This is a genomic window from Kribbella aluminosa (assembly GCF_017876295.1).
Lineage (GTDB): Bacteria > Actinomycetota > Actinomycetes > Propionibacteriales > Kribbellaceae > Kribbella > Kribbella aluminosa.
The window spans coordinates 1,523,672-1,535,897 of the sequence record NZ_JAGINT010000002.1; the positions used below are offsets into that span (position 1 = coordinate 1,523,672).

Sequence of the window (12,226 nt, forward strand, 5' to 3'; positions counted from 1 at the left end):
CACATGAGCAGGGAATCCGCTCTCGTCTCGGCCGACTGGGTCGAGGAGCACAAGAACGACGACGGCGTTGTCCTGATCGAGGTCGACGAAGACGTCTCGGCGTACGACGCCGGCCACATCGCCGGCGCGATCAAGCTGGACTGGAAGGACGACCTGCAGGACGCGGTCCGTCGCGACTTCGTCAACCAGGAGCAGTTCGGCGCGCTGCTGTCCGGGCGGGGCGTGAAGAACGAGGACACCGTCGTGCTGTACGGCGGCAACAACAACTGGTTCGCGGCGTACGCGTACTGGTACTTCAAGCTCTACGGCCACGGTGACGTCCGGCTGCTCGACGGCGGCCGCAAGCGCTGGGAGCTGGACAGCCGCGAGCTGACCGACGAGGTCGTCAAGCGCGACGCCACCGAGTACGCCGCGAAGGAGCCGGACCTCGACATCCGCGCCTTCCGCGACGAGGTCGGCGAGGCCATCGGCGTGAAGAACCTGGTGGACGTCCGAAGCCCAGACGAGTACGCCGGCCGGCTGCTCGCTCCGGCGCACCTCCCGCAGGAGCAGGCGCAGCGTGCGGGCCACATCCCGACCGCGGCGAACATCCCGTGGAGCAAGGCGGCCAACGACGACGGCACCTTCCGTGCCGACGAGGAGCTGAAGACGCTGTACGCCGACGCCGGCGTGGACTTCGGCAAGGACACCATCGCGTACTGCCGGATCGGCGAGCGCTCGGCGCACACCTGGTTCGTGCTGCACGAGATCCTCGGCCAGCAGAACGTGAAGAACTACGACGGCTCCTGGACCGAGTGGGGCTCGCTGGTCGGCGTACCCGTTGCCCTCGGCGACGAACCCGGAAAGGCCTGACACATGTGCGGAGCGAAGCAGGGCGGCCTCGACCTGAAGGGCGTCGACGTCGACAAGGAGGCCGTGATCCAGGGCCAGGTGCTGCGCGGCGAGGAGCCGGTCGGCGGCGCGTACGTGCGGCTGCTGGACAGCACGGGTGAGTTCACCGCCGAGGTCCCGACCTCGGCCACCGGGCACTTCCGGTTCTTCGCGGCGCCGGGCAGCTGGACGCTGCGCACGCTGGCCCCGAAGGCCCAGCCGGTCGACCGCCAGGTCGTGGCGCAGTACGGCGAGGTCGCGGAAGTGGCCGTCACTGTCTGAGTCGTTGCTCGTTACACAAGGTGCCACCTCCACCGGACGGTGGCCCACCCTGAAGTAAGCACCGAGGGGCCCGGACCTTGCGCGTCCGGGCCCTTCGGCATGCCCGGAAGCTCCTTGGCGGGCAGGGTTTCCGGACATCGCATCCGGGTTACGGGGCGACGGGGGAAATCTCGCTGACCGGGCCGGGAATGTAACGGTTTGATCTCGGAGCGGGGTCGGCTCGTCACCTAACGCAATCGGCTGAGTTGTGTCTGTGTCCTGACCCGCAGTTCGGGTCACGTCATCACTCAGGGAGGAGGGGTCAATGCGACCCCGCATCGGATACAAGAAGCTCGCCGCCGTCGGAGTTGCGGCGGTTGTCGGCGTGGCTTCTACGATTGCGCTGACGTCTGGTTCCGCGTCCGCCTCGCCGGTCTTCGGCTACAGCGGTTACTCGTACGGAACCGATGTCGAATCCGGGCTGGCGAACAGTGGCCCGCAGGTGATCAGCAAGTTCGGTTGCACCACGGACGCCAACAAGGCTGACAAGAACGACATCGCCGCGGCGAACGTGAACGGGCAGGCCATCGCGCGCTCGGTCAAGACCGACACGCACGGCTTCAACAACGCCAGTGGCACCGGCGTCACCAGCACCGCGGTGGCCGCCGACGTCAAGGTCGGCAACCTGCTCGCGCTGACCGGCGTGAAGACCACCACCACGTCGAAGTACTCGAAGGGCCAGCTGTCCTACACCGGCAGCACCACCTTCGCCGGCGTGAAGATCGGCGCGATCACGGTGCCGTCCCTGATCAACCCGGGGCCGAACACCAAGGTCGCCGTGCCGGGCCTCGGCTACATCGTGCTGAACCGTGTCGGCGGCGTGAAGACCGCGTCCGGCATCTACTCGTACGCGCAGGCGGTTGTCATCCACGCGACGGTGAAGAACCAGTTCATCCCGCAGGGTGTCGACGTCGCGGTGCTGAAGACCCGCGCGGAGATCTCCAAGCCGGCGACCGCGCTGGTGATCGGCGACGCGTACGGCACCAAGGCCACGGCCGACAAGCTGGTCGTCTCCGACGCCACTTCGCTGCAGACCACCTGCCAGGGCACTGAGGGCAAGACGGTCCGGGTCGCGGTCGGCGAGCTGAACATCCCGAAGGTCGCCTACGTCGGCGGTGTCTACACCACCAAGAACGGCGCCATCGGCGAGAGCAAGTCCTACATCAACTTCACCTCGCACGTCGCGGGCGTGAAGGTGGGCACGCTGTCCATCGGCGCGATCGAGTCCTCGGCGTCGGCGTGGAAGACCAAGGACAACAAGGCCGGCGTGAGCTCCTCCTCGAGCATCGCGTCGATCAAGGTCGGCAACAAGACCTACCCGGTGAAGACCGGCGAGAACCAGACCCTGGACATCCCGGGTGTGGCCAAGCTGACCTTCAACCAGGTCCTGCGGCAGAAGCGCTACATCTCGGTGAACGCGCTGGTCATCGACGTCTACAGCCTGAACACCAAGGTTGTCGTCGGCCACTCGGCCGCCGGCGTCGTCAGCTGATCACGGCAGACACCATCTGAACACGGCTGAGTCGAACCTCACCGACCCAGAGCACCGGCCCCCGGATCCCGCACGGATCCGGGGGCCGGTTCCGTTATGCGTCCAGAATCAGGGTGACGGGTCCGTCGTTGATGAGCGCGACCTGCATGTCCGCTCCGAAGATCCCGCGCTCGACCTTGGCGCCGAGGTCCTGCAGCGCGGCGCAGAACGCGTCGTACAGCGGCTCGGACACGGAGCCTGGGGCGGCCGCACTCCAGGACGGGCGGCGGCCCTTGCGCGTGTCGGCGTACAGCGTGAACTGGCTGATGGCGAGGATCGGCGCCTGTTCGTCGGCGGCCGAGCGTTCGCCCTCCAGGATCCGCAGGGTCCAGATCTTCGTGGCCAGCGCGGCCGCCTTCTCCACGGTGTCGTCGTGCGTGACCCCGAGAAGGATCAGCAGTCCCGGCCCGTCGATCGCCCCGACCACCTCGCCGTCCACGGTGACCGACGCCTGACTGACTCGCTGTACTACGGCTCTCATGGTTGTATCTTCTCGTGCAGGAGATCGTCCGGTCATCGGACCTGCTGACCGGCGAATATCCGTTTCAGAACCCGATCTGGCAGGATTTGTCCATGGCGTCGACTCTGATCACTGTTGCCCCGACCGGTGCCGAGACCGCGAAGGCGGACTGCCCGGCGTTGCCGACCACGCTCGACGAGCTGGTCGAGACCGCGAAGCGCTGCGAGGCCGCGGGGGGCCGCGATGATCCACATCCACATCCGCGACGGCGAGCACCGGCCGACGCTGGACCTCGGCCGGCTGACCGAGACCGTCGCGGCGGTGCGTGAGAACACCGCGCTGATCGTCCAGCTCTCGACCGGCGGCGCTGTCACCGATCCGTACGAGCACCGGCTGCGCGTGCTGGACGCCGCGCCGGACTCCTGCTCGTTGACGATGGGCACGGTCAACTTCGGCGACGACGTGTTCATGAACCCGTGGCCGTTCGTCACGCAGCTCTTCCAGCTGACGCGGGAGCGCGAGGTGGTCCCGGAGTTCGAGCTGTTCGACCTCGGCCAGGTCGCCGCGCTGCACCGGCTGCTGGACAAATACGGCCTGCCGTACGGCGGACGCGTGCACTGCGACCTGGTGATGGGTGTCCCCGGCGGCATGCCCGGTACGGCGGACGCACTCGTCGCCGCGGTCAACGCACTGCCCGACGCCGTCACGTCCTGGTCCGCCGCCGGCATCGGCCGTACGTCGCTGACGGTCGCACTGGCCGCCCTGTCGAAGGGCGGCAACCTCCGCGTCGGGATGGAGGACACCCTGACGCTCGCGAAGGGCGTACCGGTCACGCACAACGCCGAGCTGGTCGAGCGCGCCGCCGCCCTGGCTACCTTGGCTCAGCGCCCGCCGATGTCGCCCGACGAGGCCCGCGCCCTGCTGAACGTGAAGTAGCCAACGGCACCGATCACCACAATCGTTGCCTCCAGCAATAACCAGTCCCGGAGGTAGTTGCGCGGCAGCACCGTCGGATTCGCCCCCGTGCCCTGCCTGAGCAAGAGCGGTACCGCGATCAGGCTGGTGATCCCTACATACAACAAGGTCGTTCGCACGACGCCCACCGTCCGATGCGCATCCGGCCGTCGCGACCACCTCGCGACCAACCATCCAGCACCAACGCTCAACGGCACCAAGAACAGGTCGTCGGCCACCACAGCCCCACCCAGCCAGAGCGGCAACCGCACCAGCCCGTGCACATCAACGCCCTGCAACAGTTTCCAACCACCCCAGCCGGCCATCAGAACGCCGACGACGACCAGCGAGATCCGCGTCCTCATGCGATCACCTCCAACCGATGCACCCATTTGGTCTGCAACACCCCGGGCCGATTAGGCGCGATGATCCGCGCCGGAAACCCGTGATCCAACGCGAGCTCGCTCCCGTTCAGCCTGAGCGCCAGCAACGTCAACGAATCCGCCGCGAAGTCCTCCGGCAGTTCACTCGTCGCATAGAACCCACCCTTCTCCATCGACACCACCCGCACCCGGGACTTCGCCGGAGCCCCACACAATGCGAGCAGATCCCGCACCCGAACGCCCTCCCATCGAGCCCCCTGACTCCAACCCTCCACGCAAGCGATCGGCAACTCGGCCCGGCTCTGCGGCAGGTTCCGCAGCTCCTCGAGGCTGTACGACAGTTGCCGCGGCCCCGCGACCGTGAAGCGCCAATCCGCGCCGATCCCGGCGACGCCCGCCGCGGCCGCCGTACGGTTCACCGGCAACCCCTGCGGGCCGACGTTCGGCTTCCGGGGCGCGAGGACAGCGATCGAGCCGAGCGGCGTCGCGGACTGCCCCGCCGTGGTGATCCCGACCAGGGTCGCCGCGCCCGCGACCGTACGGAACAGTCCACGGCGCGTGAGCCCGGTGGTCTCGGCCGGGAGCGATTCGGGCCGACGTTCCGGCGTACGCCGCCAGTTGGCGCGGATCAGCGGGAGCTTGACCGCGACATGAACGAGTAGCGCGCCGACGATGATCCACGCGAGCGCGTAGTGCGTCTGCCGGAACGGGAACGGCCACGGATACCACTGCAGCGTGTTCACGAACCCGATGAAGAGTTCGAGCGCCATCGACGAGACGAGGACGAGGATCGACAGCCGCTCGATCAGCTGGCCGATCGCCTTCAGGTCCGGCTTGGCGAAGAGCTTCGGGTAGACGGTCCAGAGCTTGGCGAGCAGCAGCGGTACGGCGACGGTGCCGCTGATCACGTGTACGCCCTGGGTGACGCGGTACAGGTTCGCGGGACGGCTCGGGACGGGAAGCCAGCTCGGGGTGTCCTGGAGGACGTGGCTGTAGAGACCGGTCAGGAAGCAGATCACCACGGTCGTCCCGAGCCAGCGACCGATGACGGTTGCCACCCGCGGATGGTGCAGGGGCGACGAGAACGTCGGTGGTGCCGGGAGCTTCATGTTTCCACTAGAACGCAGTCGGGGCCGCGTGACCGCCGTACGGCGGTTACTGCTCGCGAACGGCGTACCCGGAACCAGTTATCCACAGGTCTGCGATCAGCGGCTCTTAGTGGTACCGATCGGGGCATACTCTGGGTCAACTTGACGAAGGGAGTGTGGCGGCGTGAAGACGCAGGAGCGGTCGTCCGACGACGACGAGCGCGCGATGGCGGACCTGGCCGAGGTCAGCGACTGGCGGTCGATCTGGGGTCCACCGGCCACCGGTGCGGAGGCGATCCGCGCGATGGTCGACCGCGTCACCACCGCCACCGGCTGGCGCCCGTGGGCGCCGGGCGACATCGACCCCGACCGCTACACCTGGGGCCTGGTCACCCAGCGTGAGACCGTGATGCTCGTGCTTCCTGACGCCGTTCTGCCGGAGAGCCCCCGCAGCGGCTGGTCGGCGTACGAGATCGGCCCGTCCGAGGTCCCCCTCGCCGAGGACGGCCTCGACCTGCACTGGCCGGCCCAGCTCGAACTCGCCCGGCAATACTGGGGACCACCCGTGTACGTCGGGCCCGGCGACGACGTCCGCATTCCCCCGGAGTGGCGAGGCCGCCGTCGGCACCTGGCGGTCTGGCTCCGTCCAGGGGCCGAGTTCCACCTGTACGCATCCCAGCCCGGCCCCGACGAAGACGCGGCCGGCTTCGCATACTCCGTCTATGCCAGCGAGGTGGCGTAACCATGTCGATGACGCACACCGGCGACGAGCATCTCGACGAGATCTTCGACGCACTCCGGCGCGCCGGAGCGGACCTGAAACGCATCGTCAGCTCCGGTCGCCGCTTGTCGCAGAACCTCTGGTCCAGGCTCAACCGCTCGCAGCGGCAACGCGCGGGCATCGAGCGGGTCGTCAACTCGCAGAGGTTCGACCCGCGGGTCGACCGCGCGATGCAGGGCGTCGACCCGCAGGTGCGCACCCGGGCGGCCGAGGTGTCCTCGCTGCAGGCCGCTGCCAACGACGGCGACCGCCTGATCCGCGATCTGGAAGCCCAGCGCCAGGAGCAGCAGCAGCGGATCGACACGCTCCAGCGTGATGTGGACCAGGCTCGGAACAACGACCGCGACGGCAACGGCATCGACGACCGGATCGACGACCGGACGGACCGCGACCGGAACGGCATCGACGACAACGTCGACCGGGACGACCGCCTCGACGAGCAGAACAACGACGCCAACGACCGCGACGGCGATGGTGTCGACGACGCCGTCGAACGCCGCGAGCAGCAGGGCGCCGAGGCGGACGCCGAGCGGGCCAAGCGCGAGGAGCAGGACCGCAAGGCCCAGAGCGAAGGCGAACGTGGCGGCATCGACCCGGCCGCCGCCGCGGGAACGGCCGCCGGCGCAGCCGTCGCCGCCGAGGAACTGAACGACCTCCAGGACGAGCGCGAGCAGGCGGACAAGGCCGACGACCAGCAACAGGCCGCCCCCGACAGCGACCTCGATGCCGCCCCCAACACCACCGACCCGGACCGCGACCCCGCCCTGGACCCGAACGACCCGGCCAACGCGTCCGCCCTCGACGCGAACGACCCGTCCTTGGACCAGAACGCACCGGCAGTCGACGCCACCGACCCGTCCCTGGACCTCAACAATCCCGCGCTCGACGCGAACGAGTCTGGGGTCGACGGCAACGACCCGTCCCTGGACACGAACGATCGCGCGAACGCCCCCGCGGTGGACGCGAACGACCCGGCGCTCGACCCGAACGATCCGTCGAACCCGTACGTGACGGACAACCCCGAGTTGGACACCCCCACCGCCGAGGCCGACAACCCCCAGCAGAACGCGGACCTCGAATCCGCCGACGACCTCTCCAACTCCGGCCCCGAGCCCACCACCAACCCGGATCTCGGCCCAGAACAAAACGGCCCCGACCCGTACGCAACGGACACGTCCGTCGACAACAACCTCCAGGACGGCCCGGACCAGGCCGGCACCGACCCGTACGTGACCGACACAGCCCGCGACACCGACCTGGCCCAGGACGAGGCAGACCCCGGCCAGGACCCGCAGACACCGAACGGCCCCAACCCCGAGCAGACCCTCCAGGCCGACACGCAGCAGGCGCCCGCGCAGCAGCCGCAGGCCCAACAGGTCGACGCTCAGGCCACCGAGCAAGGCCAGGCCCAGCAGCAGGCGCCCGAGCAAGGTCAACAGGCCGACGCACAGCCGGCCCAACAGGCCCAGCAGACCACAGCACCTGAGCAGGGACAGCAGGTCCCGACGCCGAACGCACCGAACGCACCGAACGCACAGCAGATCGGCAACGCCGCAAACACCGCCGTCAACGAAACCGCCGGCCTCGGCGACGAAGGACCTGCCGACCAGGGCCAGAGTCAGGGCGGCCAGGCCCAGAGCCAGTGGCGTCCGCCGGAGCAGGCCCCCGAGAACAAGGCGATCGACGCGGCCCGCGAGGGCAATCAGATCCCACCCGGCCGCGACTTCTCGTCCGACGAGAAGGCCGCACTCACCAAGGTCACCGGGGACACCGCCGCCGCCCACGAAGCCGTCAGCTCCAGCCCCGCAGCAGGCGACGGGGGCCGCTCCACAAGAGACATCCAGCAGTCCAGAGGCGACCGCGACCGCGGCCGCGACAACGACGGCCCCGGCCTCAGCCGCTAGCCCCACCCAAGCCCCAACCACCACGAACCACTCACCCACGCACCAGCGACCAGCACGGCAGGCGCGACCCGCCCGCGCAGGCGTCAACCACGGCTGGCGCGACCCGCCCGCGCAGGCGTCAACCACGAGCACGGCTGGCGAACTGCCCGCGCAGGCTCCGAACCACCAGCACCGCAGGCACCAACCACCCGCCTGCGGTGCTGTACGACGACCTCTGGTTCCGGTCAGCAGGAACCACCTGCGGCCGGGCACTGGCCTGAACGCCGCGCCCTGTCGCCGGGTCATCCGGTCGCTGGTGAGCAACCGCCGTCGACCTGCGCTGGACTGCGCCGCGCCCGCCCTCGGATGACTCGGAGGCCGGTGGGCAGCAACCCGCCGTCAACGGGCGCCGATGTACGCCGCGCCTTCACATGCCGCTAGGCGATCCGACAAGGCGCTCGAGACGCAGTACGACGACGTAGGCCGGCCGGCAAGTAATCGCCGTCGACCGGTGCAGGCCTGAGCACGTCCGGTCGCCGGGACCGGGGCGGTGTACGCCGTGCCTAGGCCCGTCGTCGGGTGATTCGGTGGCGCCTGCGCTCGTGCTGTGTTGGTATGCGCCTGGCTCTCAGGTGCCGGGTGATCTGGTGGTGAGTGGCGACCGCCGCCGGGTGGTGCCGCCTCGTCCCGGCCGATCACGCGCCCGACGTACTGGTGGGTGGAGTAGGCGTGCCTGTGGCGGCTGGTCTGTTTGCCGTTCGGGCCTGGCCGCAGTACAGCTCAGAACTCAACTGCTGAAGAGCACCGCGGCCATCCCAACCTCGACTCACCGCAGCGGTTCAGGGGGCGTGTTGAGGGACGTCAGTAGACGATCGCCTGGGTGTTTTCGGTGAGGATTTCTTCGGTGAAGGTGGGGGCGCCGGCGATGCGGGTGCCGGGGAGGACGTCTGCTTCGGTGAGGTTGCGGCGTTTGGCGCATTGGGTGCAGACGGTGAGTTGGCCGCCTTCGAGTACTGCGGTGAGGAGGTCGGTGAGTGGGGCGGCGTAGGGCAGTTCGAAGGATTCAGCTCGGCCGGGGACGGCGAACCAGACGGCTTCGCCGGTGAGCCAGAGGGAGACCGTCGCACCGGCTGCGACTGCGGAGGCGGCGACGGTGAAGGCCTGGTTGGCGCGTTCGGCTTCCTCGGCGCCTGCGGTCAGTTTGATCACCAGCGTGCGAGACATCCTCTTACGGTAGCCCGCCGCGGCGTGCGGGATCTCACGTGGTGGCTGCCGGAGCCCGCCGTACCCATCCTCTAGACTGGCGAACGTGCTACATGTTGTGTTCACCACGTTGCTGATTCTGGTCTGTGTGTTCATGGGCTGGTTCTCGGCGTTTGTCGTCTATCGGCTGTATCGCGGCCGCAACGCGGGCTGAGTGATCCCATGGCGTTCGAGATTCCGCAGGATCTGCACCCGGATCTGATGCCGCTTGCGTGGCTGCTCGGGCGGTGGGAGGGTCGCGGGCACGGGGACTACCCGACGATCGAGAAGTTCGAGTTCGGGCAGCAGATCGACTTCACGCACAACGGGAAGCCGTACCTGCACTACGTGAGCCAGACGTTCGTGGTCGGCGAGGACGGTACGAGGGAGCGTCCGCTCGCGGTGGAGACCGGGTTCTGGCGGCCGCAGCCGGACAACAAGCTCGAGGTGATCCTGGCGCATCCGACGGGGATCGCGGAGATCTGGTACGGCGACATCGACGGGGCCAAGATCGAGCTGCAGACCGACGTGGTGGCCCGCACCACCTCCGCCAAGGAGGTCACCGCCGGCCACCGGCTGTACGGTCTGGTGAACGGCGAGCTGCTCTGGGCGTACGACATGGCCGCCGAGGGCCAGTCGCTCCAACCCCACCTCTGGGCCACCCTCATCCGCTCCTGACGTCAGCTCTCGGCGACCCAGGAGTACTCGACCTTCGGGCGGCCGCTGCGGCCGTCGTAGCGTTGGGTGCGCAGCGCCTGGCCCTGGTCGGCGAGGTGTTCGAGGTATCGCCGCGCCGTGATCCGCGACGTACCGAGCGACGTGGCAACCTCCTCGGCGGTCCACCCCTCCCGGTTCCCCAGCAGCTGTACGACACGATCCAGCACGCCCCCGGCCAGCCCCTTCGGCACCGACGAGACGGTTGCCGGGTGCAACAACCGGTCCACCTCGTCCTGATCCGCGACGACCTCGCCCAGCGCGGCGGCTCGGCGTTGCCGTGCGTACGCCGTCAACCGGTCCCGCAAGGTCTCGAACGCGAACGGCTTCAGCACGTACTGCACAACCCCGATTCGAGCCGCCGCCTGTACCGCGGCGACCTCCCGGGCGGAGGTCACCGCGACCACGTCGGTTTGGTTGCCGAGAGCACGCATCCGCCGGACGATGTCCAACCCGTGCCCATCCGGAAGGTTCATGTCCAGCAGCACCAGATCGAGGCCCCCGCGGGCAAGCACCTGCAGCGCGCGCCCCGCAGTACCGGCGACGCCGACGCACGTGAAGCCCGGCAGGCGATCGACGTACGTTCGGTGCGCCTCCGCGGCGACCGGGTCGTCCTCGACGACCAGCACCCGTAGGTCAGGCACTCGCGCTCACCGCCCGCGGCAGTCGCACCCGCACCGTCAACGCGGGTACGTCGTCCAGCTCGGAATCCGGGTCGACCATCAGAGAACCCTGCCACCGCTCGACCGTGCTTCGCACCAGCACCAGCCCCAGCCCGTGTCCCGGCTCGGCCTTCGTCGTCCAGCCGCGCTCGAACATGCGCGCCAGCTCCACCGACCCCAGTTCGCCGCCGGTGTTCGTCACGATCAGATCGATCGCGTCCGCCAAAGCTACCGCCCGGAACTCGACCTTCCGCGGCGCCGGACCCCCGCGCGCGGCCTCGATCGCGTTGTCCAGCAGGTTTCCGACGACGGTCACCACGTCCTGCGCCGGCAGCCGGGTGTTCAGCGCCTCGTGCCCGAGGTCGAGCGACAGTACGACGCCGCGCTCCTGCGCCTGCGACAACTTTGCCAACAGCAACGATGCGAGCACCGGATCGCCGACCGTACCGACGACGCGATCCGTCATCGCCTGCGCGAACTGCAACTCCGACACTGCGAACTCCCGGGCCCGTTCCGGCTTGCCGATCTCGATCAGACTGACCACGGTGTGCAGCCGGTTCGACGCCTCATGATTCTGTGCCTGCAGCGATTCCGCCAAACTCCGTACGGCGTCCAGCTCGCCGAGCAACCGCTGCAGCTGGGTGTGGTCCCGCAGCGTGACGATCCGCCCGCGCCCGGACGGCTGCTGGTTCACGACCACGACGCCCCGCGCGCCCAGGTGCAGTTCGTCGTACGCCGTGCGCCCGGTCGCGAGCAGTTCGGCCAGCGGGGCGCCGAGGTGCAGGTCGTCCAGCGGCGTACCGGGAACGACGGTACGCAGCCCGAGCAGCGTCAGGGCCTCGTCGTTCGCGAGCTGTACCCGGCCGTCGAGGTCGAGCAGGATCAGCCCTTCCCGCGCGGCGTGCAGCACGCCTTCGTAGAAGTCGAGCATCCGGGCGAGCGACTGCGTGCCCACGCCGCGGGTGGCCCGCCGGACCCGCCAGGTGACGAGCGCGTTGCCGGCGATCGCGATCCCGAGCATCAGACTGGCGATCCCGAGCATCGAACGCAGGTCGATCCGGACCAGCTCCCACCAGCTCGGAGCGGCCAGACCGCTCACCGCCGAGTCCCGCACGGCCTGCGCGTGGGACCGGCTGACCATCACGATCCAGACCATCGCAATGAGTACCGTGGCCGTGACGGTCTGCAGCCAGAGAACCTGGCGGCGCAACTCCCACGGCCTGTGCTTCATGCCGAACAGTTTGCCCCAACCCTGCGCAGCGAACGATATGAACGAAACGTGCGCTTCTCCTGTGCGTCACGTCACAGTTACTCACCAGGTACCCAACACCCCTCCG

Annotated in this window: 14 protein-coding genes; 8 read left to right on the plus strand and 6 right to left on the minus strand. The window is 68.8% G+C overall.

From position 1 onward, the window contains the following. The first annotated feature begins 3 nt into the window (after positions 1-3). The 3 genes from JOF29_RS28720 to JOF29_RS28730 all read left to right on the plus strand — a co-directional run bounded on the left by JOF29_RS28720 (position 4) and on the right by JOF29_RS28730 (position 2,683). Positions 4-852 (plus strand): sulfurtransferase, encoded by an 849-nt coding sequence (locus JOF29_RS28720; protein WP_209697528.1) that lies wholly within the window; start codon positions 4-6, stop codon positions 850-852. A 3-nt stretch (positions 853-855) separates the two neighbouring features. Beyond that, a complete protein-coding gene (locus tag JOF29_RS28725; protein ID WP_209697529.1) occupies positions 856-1,152 on the plus strand; it encodes a DUF1416 domain-containing protein in 297 nt (98 codons plus the stop codon). A gap of 364 nt (positions 1,153-1,516) precedes the next feature. Continuing rightward, on the plus strand, positions 1,517-2,683 hold the full coding sequence (locus JOF29_RS28730) for a choice-of-anchor P family protein (protein ID WP_307863746.1): 1,167 nt from the start codon (positions 1,517-1,519) through the stop codon (positions 2,681-2,683). Between the two features lie 94 nt (positions 2,684-2,777). Here JOF29_RS28730 and dtd read toward each other — a convergent pair whose 3' ends face one another. After that, positions 2,778-3,203, minus strand: coding sequence for a D-aminoacyl-tRNA deacylase (gene dtd / locus JOF29_RS28735; RefSeq protein WP_209697531.1), 426 nt, complete (start codon positions 3,201-3,203; stop codon positions 2,778-2,780). Positions 3,204-3,295: 92 nt separating this feature from the next. Here dtd and JOF29_RS44780 point away from each other — a divergent pair, with 92 nt between their 5' ends. Beyond that, a complete protein-coding gene (locus JOF29_RS44780) occupies positions 3,296-3,511 on the plus strand; it encodes a 3-keto-5-aminohexanoate cleavage protein (protein ID WP_281067440.1) in 216 nt (71 codons plus the stop codon). Further along, complete coding sequence (locus tag JOF29_RS28740; protein ID WP_281067441.1) at positions 3,426-4,118, plus strand: beta-keto acid cleavage family enzyme; 693 nt, start codon at positions 3,426-3,428, stop codon at positions 4,116-4,118. Before JOF29_RS44780 ends, JOF29_RS28740 begins: the two co-directional genes overlap by 86 nt. Here the strand turns inward: JOF29_RS28740 and JOF29_RS28745 are convergent. After that, the gene (locus JOF29_RS28745; protein ID WP_209697532.1) at positions 4,064-4,501 is read right to left on the minus strand and encodes a hypothetical protein; all 438 of its coding nucleotides are present in this window, start codon (positions 4,499-4,501) and stop codon (positions 4,064-4,066) included. The two genes, JOF29_RS28740 and JOF29_RS28745, sit on opposite strands and share 55 nt — an antisense overlap. Further along, on the minus strand, positions 4,498-5,577 hold the full coding sequence (locus JOF29_RS28750) for a molybdopterin-dependent oxidoreductase (RefSeq protein ID WP_307863747.1): 1,080 nt from the start codon (positions 5,575-5,577) through the stop codon (positions 4,498-4,500). The genes JOF29_RS28745 and JOF29_RS28750 overlap by 4 nt, the downstream gene beginning before the upstream one ends. Positions 5,578-5,791: 214 nt before the next feature. Between JOF29_RS28750 and JOF29_RS28755 the strand changes: the two genes are divergently transcribed. Further along, complete coding sequence (locus tag JOF29_RS28755) at positions 5,792-6,349, plus strand: hypothetical protein (RefSeq protein ID WP_307863748.1); 558 nt, start codon at positions 5,792-5,794, stop codon at positions 6,347-6,349. 2 nt (positions 6,350-6,351) lie between these two features. Beyond that, positions 6,352-8,292, plus strand: coding sequence for a hypothetical protein (locus JOF29_RS28760; RefSeq protein ID WP_209697534.1), 1,941 nt, complete (start codon positions 6,352-6,354; stop codon positions 8,290-8,292). 840 nt (positions 8,293-9,132) lie between these two features. Here the strand turns inward: JOF29_RS28760 and JOF29_RS28765 are convergent. After that, positions 9,133-9,495: a DsrE family protein gene (locus JOF29_RS28765; RefSeq protein ID WP_209697535.1), complete on the minus strand. Its 363-nt coding sequence runs from the start codon at positions 9,493-9,495 to the stop codon at positions 9,133-9,135. 201 nt (positions 9,496-9,696) lie between these two features. On the opposite strand from JOF29_RS28765, the gene JOF29_RS28770 reads away from it, so the two are divergent. Further along, positions 9,697-10,191, plus strand: a complete 495-nt coding sequence (locus tag JOF29_RS28770; RefSeq protein ID WP_209697536.1) for a heme-binding beta-barrel domain-containing protein — start codon at positions 9,697-9,699, stop codon at positions 10,189-10,191. A gap of 2 nt (positions 10,192-10,193) precedes the next feature. Here the strand turns inward: JOF29_RS28770 and JOF29_RS28775 are convergent, their stop codons facing one another. Together JOF29_RS28775 and JOF29_RS28780 are read right to left on the minus strand one after the other, a co-directional pair. Next, positions 10,194-10,871, minus strand: coding sequence for a response regulator (locus JOF29_RS28775; RefSeq protein WP_209697537.1), 678 nt, complete (start codon positions 10,869-10,871; stop codon positions 10,194-10,196). After that, the gene (locus JOF29_RS28780) at positions 10,864-12,120 is read right to left on the minus strand and encodes a sensor histidine kinase (protein WP_209697538.1); all 1,257 of its coding nucleotides are present in this window, start codon (positions 12,118-12,120) and stop codon (positions 10,864-10,866) included. The genes JOF29_RS28775 and JOF29_RS28780 overlap by 8 nt, the downstream gene beginning before the upstream one ends. Positions 12,121-12,226: the final 106 nt, after the last annotated feature.

Bases quoted from the DNA above. Each gene is read 5' to 3' on its own strand.
- JOF29_RS28720 (WP_209697528.1), top strand. From the start codon at position 4: ATGAGCAGGGAATCCGCTCTCGTCTCGGCCGACTGGGTCGAGGAGCAC.
- JOF29_RS28725 (WP_209697529.1), top strand. From the start codon at position 856: ATGTGCGGAGCGAAGCAGGGCGGCCTCGACCTGAAGGGCGTCGACGTC.
- dtd (WP_209697531.1), bottom strand. From the start codon at position 3,203: ATGAGAGCCGTAGTACAGCGAGTCAGTCAGGCGTCGGTCACCGTGGAC.
- JOF29_RS44780 (WP_281067440.1), top strand. From the start codon at position 3,296: ATGGCGTCGACTCTGATCACTGTTGCCCCGACCGGTGCCGAGACCGCG.
- JOF29_RS28740 (WP_281067441.1), top strand. From the start codon at position 3,426: ATGATCCACATCCACATCCGCGACGGCGAGCACCGGCCGACGCTGGAC.
- JOF29_RS28745 (WP_209697532.1), bottom strand. From the start codon at position 4,501: ATGAGGACGCGGATCTCGCTGGTCGTCGTCGGCGTTCTGATGGCCGGC.
- JOF29_RS28760 (WP_209697534.1), top strand. From the start codon at position 6,352: ATGTCGATGACGCACACCGGCGACGAGCATCTCGACGAGATCTTCGAC.
- JOF29_RS28765 (WP_209697535.1), bottom strand. From the start codon at position 9,495: ATGTCTCGCACGCTGGTGATCAAACTGACCGCAGGCGCCGAGGAAGCC.
- JOF29_RS28770 (WP_209697536.1), top strand. From the start codon at position 9,697: ATGGCGTTCGAGATTCCGCAGGATCTGCACCCGGATCTGATGCCGCTT.
- JOF29_RS28780 (WP_209697538.1), bottom strand. From the start codon at position 12,120: ATGAAGCACAGGCCGTGGGAGTTGCGCCGCCAGGTTCTCTGGCTGCAG.